At 51.6% G+C, this 14860-nt stretch carries 13 protein-coding genes and 1 pseudogene; 8 read left to right on the top strand and 6 right to left on the bottom strand.

The genetic code is table 11. The features are described 5' to 3' along the window. Positions 1-3 precede the first annotated feature (3 nt). From F454_RS0103845 to F454_RS0103835, 3 genes are all read right to left on the bottom strand, one after another. The gene (locus F454_RS0103845) at positions 4-450 is read right to left on the bottom strand and encodes a GatB/YqeY domain-containing protein (RefSeq protein WP_240471537.1); all 447 of its coding nucleotides are present in this window, start codon (positions 448-450) and stop codon (positions 4-6) included. A 93-nt stretch (positions 451-543) separates the two neighbouring features. Continuing rightward, positions 544-1743 (bottom strand): LysM peptidoglycan-binding domain-containing protein, encoded by a 1200-nt coding sequence (locus F454_RS0103840; protein WP_018969305.1) that lies wholly within the window; start codon positions 1741-1743, stop codon positions 544-546. A 119-nt stretch (positions 1744-1862) separates the two neighbouring features. Next, positions 1863-3740: a hypothetical protein gene (locus F454_RS0103835; protein ID WP_018969304.1), complete on the bottom strand. Its 1878-nt coding sequence runs from the start codon at positions 3738-3740 to the stop codon at positions 1863-1865. 193 nt (positions 3741-3933) lie between these two features. Between F454_RS0103835 and F454_RS15350 the strand changes: the two genes are divergently transcribed. Both F454_RS15350 and F454_RS16790 read left to right on the top strand, forming a co-directional pair. After that, positions 3934-4431 (top strand): NYN domain-containing protein, encoded by a 498-nt coding sequence (locus F454_RS15350; RefSeq protein ID WP_205618986.1) that lies wholly within the window; start codon positions 3934-3936, stop codon positions 4429-4431. Next, positions 4407-4526 (top strand): annotated as a pseudogene (locus tag F454_RS16790) (OST-HTH/LOTUS domain-containing protein); the annotation flags it as partial. The gene F454_RS15350 and the pseudogene F454_RS16790, both read left to right, overlap by 25 nt. Before the next feature lie 302 nt (positions 4527-4828). Here the strand turns inward: F454_RS16790 and F454_RS0103825 are convergent. Together F454_RS0103825 and F454_RS0103820 are read right to left on the bottom strand one after the other, a co-directional pair. After that, positions 4829-7021, bottom strand: coding sequence for an NADP-dependent isocitrate dehydrogenase (locus F454_RS0103825; RefSeq protein WP_018969301.1), 2193 nt, complete (start codon positions 7019-7021; stop codon positions 4829-4831). Between the two features lie 221 nt (positions 7022-7242). After that, positions 7243-8313: a 3-deoxy-7-phosphoheptulonate synthase gene (locus F454_RS0103820; RefSeq protein ID WP_018969300.1), complete on the bottom strand. Its 1071-nt coding sequence runs from the start codon at positions 8311-8313 to the stop codon at positions 7243-7245. A gap of 79 nt (positions 8314-8392) precedes the next feature. On the opposite strand from F454_RS0103820, the gene F454_RS14080 reads away from it, so the two are divergent. Beyond that, positions 8393-9070 (top strand): lipoate--protein ligase family protein, encoded by a 678-nt coding sequence (locus F454_RS14080; RefSeq protein ID WP_018969299.1) that lies wholly within the window; start codon positions 8393-8395, stop codon positions 9068-9070. 15 nt (positions 9071-9085) lie between these two features. On the opposite strand, the gene F454_RS15520 is transcribed toward F454_RS14080, so the two are convergent. Further along, the gene (locus F454_RS15520; protein WP_018969298.1) at positions 9086-9976 is read right to left on the bottom strand and encodes an FHA domain-containing protein; all 891 of its coding nucleotides are present in this window, start codon (positions 9974-9976) and stop codon (positions 9086-9088) included. A gap of 124 nt (positions 9977-10100) precedes the next feature. Between F454_RS15520 and ilvY the strand changes: the two genes are divergently transcribed. From ilvY to F454_RS14070, 5 genes are all read left to right on the top strand, one after another. Next, positions 10101-10979: an HTH-type transcriptional activator IlvY gene (ilvY, locus tag F454_RS0103805; protein ID WP_026292690.1), complete on the top strand. Its 879-nt coding sequence runs from the start codon at positions 10101-10103 to the stop codon at positions 10977-10979. 160 nt (positions 10980-11139) lie between these two features. Continuing rightward, entirely contained in the window at positions 11140-11910 is a 771-nt protein-coding gene (locus tag F454_RS0103800; RefSeq protein WP_240471536.1) for an HAD family hydrolase, read from the top strand. Between the two features lie 171 nt (positions 11911-12081). Beyond that, complete coding sequence (locus F454_RS0103795; RefSeq protein WP_169334310.1) at positions 12082-13185, top strand: porin; 1104 nt, start codon at positions 12082-12084, stop codon at positions 13183-13185. 190 nt (positions 13186-13375) lie between these two features. Further along, positions 13376-14194, top strand: coding sequence for an undecaprenyl-diphosphate phosphatase (locus tag F454_RS0103790; protein ID WP_018969294.1), 819 nt, complete (start codon positions 13376-13378; stop codon positions 14192-14194). Further along, positions 14194-14850: a murein hydrolase activator EnvC family protein gene (locus F454_RS14070; protein ID WP_018969293.1), complete on the top strand. Its 657-nt coding sequence runs from the start codon at positions 14194-14196 to the stop codon at positions 14848-14850. Before F454_RS0103790 ends, F454_RS14070 begins: the two co-directional genes overlap by 1 nt. Positions 14851-14860 lie beyond the last annotated feature (10 nt).

Below are 14860 nucleotides of genomic sequence, written 5' to 3'. Positions count from 1 at the left end.
AGCTTAAGAAAGTGCCTGCATCACGGCTTGTGAGAGTGTCTTGCCATCGGCACGACCTTCTGTGCGCTGCTGTACCAGTGGCATGACTTTGCCCATGTCAGCACGTGAACTGGCACCAGTTTCAGCTACGACAGCGGACACGATTGCCGCGATTTCATCAGCGCTGAGTGCTGTGGGAAGGTATTTTTCAAGGACTGCAATTTCAAGGCGCTCGACTTCAGCGAGCTCTTCACGTCCAGCACTCAAGTATTGTTCTACGGAATCGACGCGCTGTTTGATTTGCTTTCGAGTGATGCTCATGATGGCCGCATCGTCGAGCACGGTATCGGCATTGCCGTCCTGAATCGCTGCATTTTTGATTGCCGTCTTCAACGCGCGGATGGTGCCCAGGGCTACTTTGTCCTTGGCCTTCATCGCGGTCTTCATATCGGCTGTCAGTGTGTCGTTCATGCTCATGTTGAGCACTGTGCCGAGACCTTGGCGGAAGTACAAGCTTGGAGTCTGGAGATGCTTCAGATTCTGATCAGAGGCGGCAATGAGCCACTATTTTTGAGGCACATAGAGCTCCGAGCCCTCGGCTAGAACGGTGTCTGAGTTGAGTCTCAGACCATTGAGGATGTTGATTTTATCGACAGTGGATTGGTGTTGTGCCGCAAATTCGCCAAAGGTCATCTGTTTTTCGACTTTCACGGTGGTGATCTTGCCGTCGATGCCGGCATTGTTGGATGCAGTCTCGGTGAGTGGCTCTTTCACGTCCTCGTTGCTGGCACCAGTCGTAGCGGCTGAGGGCTCAGGAATTTCCTGCACCGGTTCAGGTGCTGGTTCTGGAATTTCGACTTTAGGCGGCTCTGGTGCCGGAGCGGGAGCGGCTGGTGCCTCAGGGGCTGGAGCTGCAGCCGGAGTAGCGGCAGGCTTTGCTTGGGGCGCTGCTTGTTTAGGAGCAGGAAGGTACATCTTGCGGCCTGCCCACATCTTGCGAGGGTCCAGTCCTGGGTTCACCGCCTTGATCGCCGCTACGGTGGTGTTGTGCTTGCGTGAAAGGTTGAACATGGTGTCGCCCTGCTGGACGATGTAGGGAATCGGGCCGCTTGGTGCTTCTTCTACGACAATGGCTGCTTTTGGCGCTGCTGGTTTGTCGGCCGGAGCTGCTGGCGTTTCCTCGACCACTGGAGCCGGCTTGGTGCCCGCTGCTGCTGCAATTTGTTCTACGGTTTCTTTAGATTCTGCACTGGCTGGTATATTGACGCGCTGGCCAATACGTAGAGCATTCGGGTTGATTCCAGGGTTGATTGCCAGAAGCTCGGCCACGCTGGTGTCGTGCTTGCGCGCAATCTTGGTCAGGTGGTCGCCGGACTCGACAGTGTAGTAAGCTGGAGCTGCTTCGACAATGAGTGCCTTGGCTGGTGTGACTGGCTTAGCCTCCTCCTCTGGAGCCTTACCCTCTGCCACAGCCTCAGCTGTTTGTGCGACCTCTGCTGGCGGGAGCTCCACGCTGTCAGCGAGAGAGGGCGCTGGGATGTCGATACTTGGCGGCGGGATGTCGATCGGCGCTGCTGGCTTACTCGCAGCTGCTTCCGTCGTCGCCGGTGTGGCCTCGTATTTGGAAAGCTTTTCCTTGAGGTCGTTGATCGTTTCTTCCTGTTGCTTGATCCGCTCGCGCAGGATCTCAAGCTCAGAATCAGCGAGGGCAGTGGAAACGAGTGTCGCGCTTGCTAGGGCCGCAGTACAAACCAAGGATTTCATTGCACACAACGATCTGCGATTCCCTCCATGATGTAAAGTTAGAAAGTATTAGAGTCGCTGATAGGGACTAGGTTTTCTTTGTGCTAGGTACCATGATCATGTGACCTAAGCGTGTGAGATCAAAACTCGATACTTGGTTCGGTGATTTTGATAAGTTCGAATGAACTGTGTTTTTTGTCTTCGGTACTCCAAGCGTACTTTGTTGGGAGAACTCCCCAATGGTGGGCTACATCGAGCGGAATGTTGAGGCTTCCGCTCTGAGAAGGAACCCCTTGATTAAAAGTGTAAATGTACTTGGTTGTACCTTGATCCGTGTGAACAGGTGAACCATTGATGAGGTAGAGCAAGCGTGTAACGGCTGGAGCTGAGGTATTCGCGTGGTGGTACTGGTTTCTTCTGAATGGTTTAATTCTTGTGGAACGACTTGGGAATTCATTGCGGTTGGCTTGGTCGCAATTGCAAAGCTCTAGGCATTGATCGGGTGGCATTACAAAGGGTGAAGGGGTGTCTTCTAGAACTGTTGAGAAATGATACCCTTCATTGATTAGAGAACGTGTGGAGAGTGTTTTCGTCTGATGGTTGTAACTGAAGGCTTTTTGAATGTGTGGTAGCTTGGCTTCAGCAATGCCATCACCATCATAATACACTTTTACAAGGGTCTCAGTATTGGCTCTTCCTGGGTGCTTTAGGCGATAATGGAGGACACAAGCAGGAAGCTGAAAGCTTTCTCCGATGTTGCTTTTCCAGAGCTCAGCTCGGATATAGCTCTCGAAATTGAGCTCATGGCGGGATAGTTTAAACTGCTTTTTGCCCTTGCGGAAAATGTAGGCATGATCGGTAGAGCCGACCAGGCTAGCATCCATTGTCTTGCCTGATGAAGAGGTCCAAGTCGAAGTAAAGGGGCGCTTCTTTTTAAAGCCATCTTTAGTGCAGGTGTCCCATTCGACAATGACGTGGTGGTGCTTCTTCGGCGTGGCTTTGTATTGATCAGCAGAGTAGACGAGGGATGTTGGGGGCGGTGTCCAGGTGTCTCCCACTTGGAGGCGTTTGTAGGGAAGACAGATGTTGAGTGAGCCTCTTCTAGAATGCTGAATAGCGAAGCTCATATCGTAGGAAAGGAAATGATTTGGTAGTTCATTTTGATTGAATAGCTCAATCGTGTAGGAGTGTGGCTTACCTGGAATTGGGATAAGTTTGCCGCTAAACTTATGACCCCAAGTGTTGAATTTGATGCGCCCGTCCAGATCGGCACTCACGAGGGTGACGCAATGCTCCGCTTTGTAATTACCTGCATAATAAACCGAGAGAGTCAAACAGGCAGCCGTGTTGTTTTGTGTGTAGAAGCATAGTTTCCCAGGTGTAATATCTTTGATTTCGAAAAAGGGGAATAAGAAGGGACGGGTGAGGTTTTTCTGAAAAAATCTAGCAGTCCCATGGGCTAACTTGCTCAGACGGGTTCCCGAATTCATTCCCGTAGAGCTGAGCATTGCCAATTCTGAATGCATCCAATCGACTTGATCCTCATAATCGCGCTTTTTTTTAAAAGGGAGAAGCTTGCGGTTGTCCCACCATTTGAGTGAATTGATCAAGCTGTTGGGAACACAGTCCGTCCAGGAGTTTCCATAATCCTGCTGATTCAGGTTCTGAATGAAGCTACGGTCTGCATCATCCCAGCCAACTAGCTGCCAACCTCTCGGAGGAGTGGGAGGAAACTCAGCGGGTTCTTCCAAGAGATTACCCATCCATTCTTTGACGAGATTTGGCTGAGGTCGGTAGAGCCTTACTTTGTTTTGTGACTCCTCACTTAGCTTATGCTCTTGAATCGTGTGTAGTGCACCTTCGGTATCGGCATACATGAGCCAGCCCTTCTGAAAGACGATCACTTGCACTTCTTTTGTTTCACCCGATTTGAATTCGAGCTCCATCTTTTCAGCGAGTAGCGTTGCTGTTAGGAATAGGAAGCTAAAGATCCAGGCTATGGCGTACTTAAGGTGCATAATGTTCGATCTAACAATATAAAACAGGTTTGAATTGAATTTGCCTATCGTAAGTTTTGAGGAAGTGTGCGGCTGCTTACTATAATTTCAAGGGAATCATAATCGATGTATAGGGAGTCTGTTGAAGTCTCGACATGATGTAGTTTTTTGTTAGGTGATATCAATATCTAATAGTTCTCATAGTTCGAGTGTTGTGGTTTTGATCGATGCTGATAATACCTCACTGACTGCTATTCCTGGTATTCTCGAAGAAATAGCAAAGTTTGGATCTACTAGTGTTAGGCGAGCCTATGGTGACTGGAGTAGTAAGCATCTTAGTGGTTGGAGGAGGGTGATGTTGGATCATTCGATTCAACCCATCCAACAATTTGCATACACAACAGGTAAGAATGCCAGCGATATAGCGATGATCATCCAAGCTATGGATTTGATGCACTCTGGTCGCTTTTATGGCTTTTGCTTGGTGTCTAGTGATTCCGATTTCACTCCATTGGCAATGCGCTTGCGAGAACAAGCATTGAGAGTTTATGGGTTTGGTGAGAAAAAGACACCGAAGCCATTTGTTGAATCTTGCGACAAATTCACCTACATTGAACTGCTTGGTGATTCTGAACAGAAAACTGAGGTTGATACGAAAGCTCCTACGGATCCCAAGTTGTTTAATTTATTAAAAATGCCATTGATGCAATAGGGGAGGACAATGGCTGGGCTCAGCTCGGTGGTGTAGGAAGCCACATCAATAATAAATCTCCGGATTTTGACCCCCGCATGTGGGGCGCTACTAAATTGTCCGACCTAGCAGAGCTGATACCCAAGGTCGAAGTGAAGCGTGCGGACGGCGGAGTGATGGTGAAGATCATTCAAGCAAAGAAGAAGGCTGCGAAAAAAGCGGCTAAATGACGTGTTAGAGGGGAGCAATGGGGCTGGAATATTTAGCTGCTGTGACTCAGTTCTGAGGCAGGGTAGTGCCTGCTTGTTTGAGGCCACAAAAAAGCGCTTCCGACTGATCGGAAACGCTTTGAAAGTAATGCTAGCTACTTGCTACTCACTACTGGCTACTCTTAAGAGGCTGGAAGCCTCTTAAGCCGTTAGCCGAGCTTCGCGAGGATCGCGTTGTAGGTGGCGGATGGGCGCATGATGGCGGATGCCTTTTCGTCGTCGAAGAGGTAGTAGCCGCCGAGGTCAGCTGCTGGGCCTTGGGCTGAGTTGAGTTCTGCTACGATGGTGTCTTCGTTGTCTGCAAGTTCCTTGGCGATTGGCGCGAAGGCGGCTTGGAGCTCTGCGTCTTCTGTCTGAGCAGCGAGTGCTTCAGCCCAGTAGGATGCGAGGTAGAAGTGTGATCCACGGTTGTCGAGTTCACCTACCTTGCGTGATGGTGACTTATCGTTTGAGAGGAACTTTTCAGTGGCGAGGTCGAGGGTCTTGCCGAGTACGGCGGCCTTCGGGTTGTTGTTCGCTGTGGCGAGGTGCTCGTAGGAAACTGCTGTGGCGAGGAATTCGCCGAGGGAGTCCCAACGGAGGTGGTTTTCTTTTTCCACCTGCTGCACGTGCTTAGGAGCGGATCCGCCAGCACCGGTCTCGAAGAGTCCGCCGCCGTTCATGAGAGGAACGATGGAGAGCATCTTGGCTGAAGTGCCGAGCTCGAGGATTGGGAAGAGGTCGGTGAGGTAGTCACGGAGTACGTTGCCAGTCACAGAGATGGTGTCTTCGCCAGCCTTGGTGCGTGCGAGGGTGAACTCAGTGGCTTCTGTAGGAGCCATGATGTGGAGCTCGAGACCTTCTGTGTCGTGGTCGAGGAGGTAGGTGCCTACCTTCTGGATGATCTGAGCATCGTGTGCGCGGTTCTCGTCGAGCCAGAACACAGCAGGTGTGCCAGTGGCGCGAGCGCGTGTGACGGCGAGCTTCACCCAGTCTTTGATTGGAGCGTCTTTGGCCTGGCATGCGCGCCAGATGTCGCCTTCTTCCACTGTGTGCTCGGTGAGTGTGTTGCCCTCTGAGTCGAGAACCTTCACCACGCCGTTGGCTGGGATTTCAAATGTCTTGTCGTGTGAGCCGTACTCTTCAGCTTTCTGCGCCATGAGGCCAACGTTTGGCACGGTGCCCATGGTGCTTGGGTCGAAGGCGCCATTTTCGCGGCAGAAGTCGATGGTGGCTGCGTAGACGCCAGCGTAAGAGCTGTCAGGGATGACTGCCTTGGTGTCTTGTTGTGCGCCAGCGGCATTCCACATTTGGCCAGATGTACGGATCATCGCAGGCATGGAAGCATCGATGATGACGTCGGATGGTACGTGGAGGTTGGTGATGCCTTTGTCGGAATCTACCATTGCGACTGCAGGTGCGTCTGCGTAGCAGGCATCGATGTCGGCTAGGATTTCAGCTTTCTTGTCGGATGGAAGTGAGTCGAGCTTGGCTACGAGGTCGCCGAAGCCGTTCTTGGTGTTGACACCGAGCTCAGCGATAGTGGCTGCGTGCTTGGTGAAGACTGGCTTGTAGAATGCTTCTACGCCGTGTCCGAAGATGATTGGGTCGGAGACCTTCATCATGGTGGCCTTCATGTGGAGTGAGAACAGGACATCCTTGGCTTTCGCATCGGCGACTTCTTGTTCGAGGAAGGAAACGAGTGCCTTCTTACTCATGAATGTGGAGTCGAATACTTCACCTTCAAGAAGTGGGATGGATGGCTTGAGAATGGTTTCTGTGCCGTCTGCAGCGGTGAAGACGATCTTGGCTTCAGTGGCCTTTTCGAGGGTTACGGATTGCTCGTTAGAAGCGAAGTCGTTGGCGCCCATGGTGGAGACGTGTGACTTGGAGTCCTTGGACCAAGCACCCATACGGTGTGGGTTGACCTTGGCGTAGTTTTTCACGGCGCCAGGTGCGCGGCGGTCGGAGTTGCCTTCGCGGAGCACTGGGTTCACTGCGGAACCTTTGATTTTGGAGTAGCGCTCTTCTGCGTCTTCGTAGTTCGGGATGTCGTATCCAGCGGCTTGAAGCTCAGCGATGGCTGCCTTCATCTGTGGCACGGAGGCGGAGATGTTTGGAAGCTTGATGATGTTGGCTTCAGGTGTCTTGGCAAGTTCACCAAGTTCTGCGAGTGCGTCACCGATCTTCTGATCTGCGGTGAGGTTCTCTGGGAAGCTAGCGATGATGCGGCCAGCGAGTGAGATGTCGCGAGTCTCCACTGCCACGCCAGCAGTCTTGGAGAACGCCTCGATCACAGGAAGGAGCGAGTAGGTCGCGAGTGCTGGTGCCTCGTCTGTCTTGGTGTAGATAATAGTTGCCATGTTCTAATTAGATTCGATGCGCGCGTGTTTAGAGCATCAGAGACTGTTGGGCAAGTGGGAATTGTGTCTATTGAATGAGGAATCGTGCTATAAATCGTCGATATCATTGTTGGTGATGATGAGCAGATTTCATAGTGACTGTGCTTTTGCTTGATGCGGTACAAAAAAAGCCAGCTACCCGGTGAGCTGGGTAGCTGGCTAGAAAAGCGAGAGGGTATGGTTTAACTATTTTGGGCACGACGCTTCTGCACCGCTTCAGAGAGCTGAGAGATCACATCTTCTGTGCTCTGCCAACTGATGCACTGGTCGGTGATCGACTGTCCATAGACGAGCTGTGATGGATCGTCGCCAAGTTTTTGTGCGCCTTCGATGAGGTTGGACTCAATCATGATTGAGGCGACTGCTTTGGAGCCTGCGCTGATTTGTTCGCAGAGGTCGGCGACGACAGCCGGTTGGTTGCGGTAGTCTTTGCAGGAATTGCCGTGTGAGGCATCGACCATGAGCTGTTCTGGCAGTCCTTTTGCCGTGAGGCGTTCTGCACAGGCGTCCACATGTTCTTTGCTGAAGTTTGGTCCGTCTGAGGAGCCTCGCAGGATGATGTGGCCTGCATGGTTCCCGGCGGTGGTGACAATCGCTGAGACACCTTGTTTGGTGACAGAAAGGAAGTGGTGGGAGCCTTGGGCTGCTTGGATCGCGTCGAGGGCGATCTGGATTGTGCCGCGCGTGCCATTTTTGAACCCGATCGGCATGGAAAGGCCAGAGGCTAGCTCGCGATGCACTTGAGACTCGGTGGTGCGAGCTCCGATAGCGCCCCAGGAAATGAGGTCGGCGACGTACTGAGGTGAGATCGCATCGAGGAATTCAGTGGCAGCAGGCATGCCCATGGTGTTGAGTTCTAGGAGTAGCTCACGAGCGATGCGGAGGCCGCGGTTGATATCGAAAGAACCATCGAGGTGAGGGTCATTGATCAAGCCTTTCCAGCCGACGGTGGTGCGAGGCTTTTCAAAGTACACACGCATGATGATACAGAGGTCTTCTTTGTGTTGCTCAGCAAGCGACTTGAGGCGCTCTGCATATTCGATGGCGGCGCTAGGGTCGTGGATCGAGCATGGGCCAACGACCACGAGAATTCGGTCGTCTTTGCCAAGAAGAATGTCTTCCGCTTCACGGCGAGCTTTGGTCACAGTTTCCACAGCCTCATCGGTGATGGGAAGATAGTAGGAAAGTACCGCTGGCGAGATGAGTGGGGAAATGGCCTGAATACGGATGTCGTCTGTCTGTGTGTTGTTCACGGCACCAATGTGTCTGTAATAGAAGAGGATTCAAGTAATTAGTTTGAGAGTTTGAGAAATCCAAATAATATCATCGTCAATGGCTGAGTTCCTATTTGATGTGTTGGATGTTTGGGTGGATCTGGACCCGCGCAGTGGCGCTGAGAATATGGCCGTGGATGAACTTCTCTACACGCAGCAGCGTGAGCGCCCATTGTTGAGGTTTTACCGCTGGAATTCGCCTACGGTTAGTCTGGGGTATTTTGATAGGCTCGCGGAGGCACAGGCGATGTTTGATGATGAGGTGGGTTTTGTGAGGCGCTGGACTGGCGGGGGGATGGTGGACCATCGGCTGGGGGGGACCTACACCTTGATCGTGCCTAAAGCATATCATCTTGCGACGCTGCGTGGTGATGCTAGTTATTATGATATTCATCAGGCTTTGGTGCGTAGCCTGGCGTTGAATGGGCAGCGAGTGTCACTTTGTGATGGGAGTGTGGCGACTGGGGGGCGGGATTGCTTTCGTAATCCAGTCGCTCAGGATGTGGTGAGTGACAGTGGTGCCAAGGTGGCAGGCGCTGGACAGAAACGTGGTCGTTTCGGACTGCTGCATCAAGGGTGCGTGCAGGCGGCAGGAGATGCCTGGCAAGGGTGCTTTGCTCAGCAGCTTTCTCCCAAGCTCGTCATGATGACACAAAAAATCCAGCCTGAGCGGATGGCTGTGGCTGGATTGGTGCAGGCGCGCTATGCTAGCGCGGAGTGGCTACAGAAGCGATGAGCGCGGGGCTTTGGCCTATCGCTCGTTGTTGTTTTGCGTTTCTTCTTTGTCAGGAGCTATTTCGTCTTGATAATAGCGGGTGAGGTAGCCGGCGCTGAGTGCAAGGATCGCAAGCGCAGTGCAGGCGCAAAAGCCGATCAGTTTGGCCAAAGGGTTTGCCTTTTTCGGAGGTAGAGGCGTGACTTGAGGTCTAGCTGCTGCTGGTGCAGCGGCCGGAGGTGCTTGGTATGTGGGAGCCTGGTGTGGCGGTGCAGCGGCCGGAGGCGCTTGGTAAGCAGGAGCCTGGTGTGGCGGTGCAGCGGCCGGAGGCGCTTGGTATGCGGGAGCCTGGTGTGGCGGTGCAGCTGCCGGAGGCGCTTGGTATGCGGGAGCCTGGTGTGGCGGTGCAGCGGCTGGAGGCGCTTGGTAAGCGGGAGCTTGATGTGGCGGTGCAGCGGCTGGGGGAGCTTGGTATGCAGGAGCCTGTTGAGTGGGGGTGGGGGCTGCGAGATCTGCCACTGGTAGCTCTGGTTCAGGTGCTGGTAGAGGGGCCGTCTTTGGCATTTGTGGCAGTTCATTGGAGGAGGATAGTGGCGCTGGCCCTTCGTTTTGAAGGTAGGCGACTTCCTCATCGCTGAACTGTAAATCAATGTGGACTTCACGACCAAGTGTGATGGTCTCGTTGCTGGCAACACCAATGCGGTCGAATCGTTCACCATTGACTTTGAGGCCATTGGTGGATCCCAGGTCCTCAACAATGTAGCCACCGGGCACTCGGAGAAAATTGCAGTGGTTGCTGGATATCGACGGTTCATCAAGTTTGATGTCGCATCCCGCAGCTCGGCCGATGCTTAGTCGTTTCGTATCCAAGCTCACACTATAGGGCTGATCTTGTTTGTTCGGTTCGATGATTACAATTCTTGGCATGGCAACTTAGTTAGTAAGTTGAAATAAAGAGCCATCTTTCAGATGACAATCATTTTCATCATAAAGCTTTGTTCAAATCTTAATCTTGTGGAGCGCTAAAGCTATGGTTTAGCCTCTTGGTACTGTGAATCAGCACGAAATTAAACATTTCCTTGCACTGGTAGAAACGATGCATTTTGGCAGAGCGAGTGAGTTGTGTAACCTTAGTCCGTCGGCTTTGACTCGCAGCATTAAGCGTTTGGAAGCCGTTTTGAATACGACCTTGTTCATCCGCGATACTCGCCAGGTCCAGCTCACCAGTGCGGGCGAGAAGTTTTACACCTATGCACACAAGGCTCAGAAAGAATGGGAGGGAATCTGTAGTGAATTGGTCGATGATGCTTCGGTAGAAGGACGCTTGTCTATCTATGCTTCGGTCACGGCGGTTTACAGCCTATTGCCTGACTTGCTTGAGGGGTATCGAGCTGCATTTCCGAAAGTGCGGCTTAATTTGAGGACTGGTGCAGCGGAAGAGTCATTGGATGCTTTGTTTGCTGGGGATATTGACATGGCTGTAGCGGCTCTACCTGATAGGCTGTCTGATCGTGTCGATTTCCTGCCCCTACAAACTACTCAATTAGTCTTCATCAGCCCGAGGGGCGCAGGCTTCGATGATCATTATGAAACCCCAGCGGATATTGGTAAGCTGCCACTGGTGCTACCTCGGAGTGGGGTGTCACGGGGCAGGGTAGACCAATGCCTTCGCGAGCTCGGCGCGCATACGGCTCGCATCACTGAGGTTTCAGGGAATGAGGGAATCATCGCCATGGTGCGCTTGGGCTGTGGTGTGGGCGTGGTTCCCCAGCTCGTTCTGGATCGTAGCCCGTTTCGAGATGAGGTAGAGCTTTTAGAAAACGCGCCTTCACTGGAACCCTATGTGGTAGGCTTGTGTGCCACTCGCAAAAGCCTATCTCGATCGAGTGTGGCAGCGATGTGGGAATTAGCGAAAAAGCATTCGCAGTAACATCTCTGTTGTATTGCGATGCATTCCTATCTCGTAAAGCACTCGTTGCTTCCAAGCGAAACTGTGTAGGGATGTTAGTATCAAGCGCTTCATCAACCAAGCCCATCAAACGCTTAGTTTGGCGCTTGCCAATCCATGCGAAGTCAGAGAGTGTGATGCAGTGAATTCTGCGGAACTAGCAACCGAGAGCTCGTATGAGTCCCCTAACGGATATGCACTGTTTGACTTAGATCAAACATTGATTCCTTGGGATACTCAGTTGCTCTTCTGTAATTATATCATCCGTAAAGAACCGTTACGCGTTTTATATATCCTCGGGTTCATCCCATTCCTGCCATTTGCGAAGTGGCTTGGCCCAGAGACCATGAAGCGCATCTTTCTCAATTATCTAGCAGGGATGGATAGCCAGAAGTTAGATGGCTATGCTAGAGACTTCGTGGACACCCTGCAGCCTGCAGACATCTACGATGAAATCAAAGCCGAGTTAGATAAACACAAAGAGGCCGGGCAATTGGTGATTCTGAATTCTGCTAGCCCAGAAATTTGGGTGAAATACATTGCCGAAAAGTTTGAGGTGGATCATTACTTCGGCACCCGAGTCGATTACGGTAGCCGCATCAGTCTCTTCCCAGATATCATTGGTTCTAACAATAAAGGCGGTGTCAAAATCAAACGCATGCAGCACTTGTTCCCGGAGGGTTGGAGTAAGGGAGATGTGCTTCCGAATAGCTCTGGGTACTCTGATAGTCACGCTGATTTACCGATGTTGATGCTATGTGAGCGCAACATCATGGTTCACCCAACAGAGAAATTGTTACACGAAGGTGAGCTATATGGATGGAAGTTGATGCAGCCGGATCGACCGACGCACAATCGCTTCTCCTTTGGGGTTGCTTGCCTTAAGCAGGCACTAGGCCTTTATCGTTCTTAGTCGGGACGTGTCTGGTCCTTCGACTCATGGTGTGGCTTGGAGTAATGTGACAGAATAAACACATTAAATTTATTCCTGAAATGCGAAATTGTTCTAGAAGTGTGATCAACGAAACGAATTAGCCAGCGCGTGATGCCAGCGTTCCTTCGTGAAAAATATACACTTATAACTATGAATAACAAAGTAGTAACAACAATGATCGGTGCAGCTGCTCTTTCCGGCGCAGCACTAGCAGGTGAAGTAGCTCCTGTTCAAGAAGCAGCAGGCGTAGTCTTCAAGGCTAAGCAGAAAGAAACAGTTGAAGTACGCTTCAATGGTCGTCTTCACCTCCAGTACGATGCACTCGATGCAGAAGACAATGGTGAAAAAGTACCAAGCACAAACCACTTCTACTTCCGCCGTGTTTACCTCGGTGCTAAGGCAAAGCTTTCCAACGGCTTCTACGGTGAGACAGTTCTCTCCCTTGCTGGTGATGATGCTCCTGAGCTTGGTTTCGACAAAGTATACATCGGCTACAAGGCGGCTGACTACGCAAACCTCAAGTTTGGTTACATCAAGGTACCATTCGGTTTCGAAGAAAATTCTTCTTCAGCTAAGATTCCAACAATCGAGCGTTCCGCAGCTAACCGCTTCTTCGCTGATGACATCGACTTCTCTGCTCGTCACACAGGTATCCACTCCACTGGTAAGCTCGGTGCAGGTTTCTCTTACGGTGCGTCATTCGTAAACGCAGCTCAAGGTGAAGGTTCCCGTCTCGGTGGTACTGCAAGCGCAAGCAATGCATTCGCTGGTTTCGGTCGTCTTCGTTGGTCAAACGACAACTTCACACTCGGTGGTGACTACGGTTACCAGTCTGAAAACGACGTTGTAGGTGACAAAGTTACAGCTTGGACTGGTTACGCAAATGCTAAGTTCGCAGGCGTAAACCTTCTTGGTGAGTACTTCTCCGGCGACCTCGGCGAAGAAGGTGACTCACAAGGTTACTCACTCCGTGCTTCATACCGCTACGACAAGTGGGAGCCAGTTGTACGTTGGGCATACCTCAAGAACGACAAGTTCGGTATCGACACTGACGAGCTCATCCGACGTGCTCCAGTTGTAGGTATCTCAGGTGAAGACTCAGAAATCAAGTCCCTCTTCGTAGGTGTTAACTACCACGTTTCCAAGGCTGTTAAGCTCATGGTTGGTTACGAAAATGCTGACGCTGAAAACGGCGCAGGCGACGACAAGAACGAAGTATCCGGCGTTCGCGTTCGTGCACAGCTTCTCTGGTAAAACGCACGGTAGGGTATAGCCCTGCCAAACGTTTACTAGTTAAACTATCTATCCGTGGAGCGTCCTGAGTAATCAGGGCGCTCTTTTTTTGTTCAGGTGATCCAGGGAGTAATATCTGTTGGGTAGTGATAGATTTAGGTTGCTCATATGGGTCTCTGCCTTATGATCAGCCAACTAACAATTTGTAACAATGGAGATTTGGAAGGCAGTGGTAGTCGGGATAGTGCAGGGATTGGCAGAATTCCTCCCGATTAGTTCAAGCGGGCACATCGTGCTCACTGAGTATTTATTGGGGATTCGCGAGGTGGGCTCAGGCCATCATGGTGACTTGGCTTTTGAGATTGTGCTGCACTTGGGAACGCTTATGAGCGTGTTGTTATTTTTTAGGAAGAGTCTGTGGAAGTTGGTGCAGTCACTGTACACGCCGAGCATGGCTGCGGAGCGGAAGATGATTCTAATGTTAGGCTTGGCGACGGTCCCAGCAGTGATCGCTGCATTGCTTTTCAAGGACTTCTTTGAAGCAGCGCCAGGGAATCCGGTTTTGGTGGCCGGGCTATTGATTGTGACTGGTGGAATTTTGTTTGTGCCTCGTTTGATTCAATCGACCAAAGGTGAGCCTGGTTGGCGCAGTTCTGTGGTGATGGGGATCGGCCAAGCGTTTGCGATTCTTCCTGGTATTTCACGATCTGGCTCTACCATTGCAGCTGGATTGGTGGCTGGGGTGAAGCCGGATAAGGCTGCTGAATTCTCTTTCTTGATGTCGATTCCAGCAATTCTCGGTGGCTTTGTCTTTACCATGAAAGACAAGGTGGAGTCCACTGGATCCGTGGGCGCCGCGATGGAGGAATGTTTCTCAAATGCATATTTAGCTGGGGCGGCGGCGGCGGCTGTGGTCGGCTTTCTAGCGATTTATCTGGTGATGGGGGCTGTGAAAAAAGGCAAACTAGAATACTTTGCCTATTATTGTTTCGTGGCTGGTATTGCGGGGATGATCTACTTTTCTAATTGATGGGTCGACCTCGCCATCCACTCAGCCCTTGGATCTTACTTGTCGCCATTCTAACACTTCTGGTGAAGCCTACAGAGGCAGGGGTGAAGGTGCGTCTTGCTGATGGTTTTGACTACCCAGTGGGAAAGCCAAATGCCGAGGGATACTACAAGGCGCGAGGCCTACGCTTGCGTAGTCCCGTGCATTTCGGTGAAGACTGGAATGGTCGTGGAGGTGGTGATACTGACCTGCATGACCCGCTGTATGCGATTGCGGATGGCGTGGTGGCATTTGCCTACGACATTCGTGCTGGATGGGGGCGTGTGGTGATTGTGCGTCATGCGTATCGCGACCCAGAGACCAAGCAGATTCGTTACATCGACGCACTCTATGGGCACTGCCGTAAGATGTTGGTGAAGGTGGGGGATAAGGTGAAGCGCGGCCAGCAGATCGCTACTATGGGAAACAATCGTGGGATGTATCGTGCCCATCTGCATTTTGAGATCAGGCACAACCTCAAGGTTGGGATGCACCGCAGTTCGGTTGGGCGCACGTATGCGAACTGGGCAAACCCTAGCAAATTCATCGAGAAGTACCGTCGCTTGAAAAAGGAATCCAAGAAGGTGGCGGTTCCCACGGGAACCTACAAACCCTACCGCAACTTCAAGGGCTTGTGATATCGGATTG

The organism is Rubritalea marina DSM 17716, from assembly GCF_000378105.1.
In the GTDB taxonomy this organism is placed as follows: Bacteria; Verrucomicrobiota; Verrucomicrobiia; order Verrucomicrobiales; family Akkermansiaceae; genus Rubritalea; species Rubritalea marina.
The sequence above is the reverse complement of the archived record's forward strand: the minus strand, read 5'-3'. Positions and strand labels throughout refer to the sequence as shown.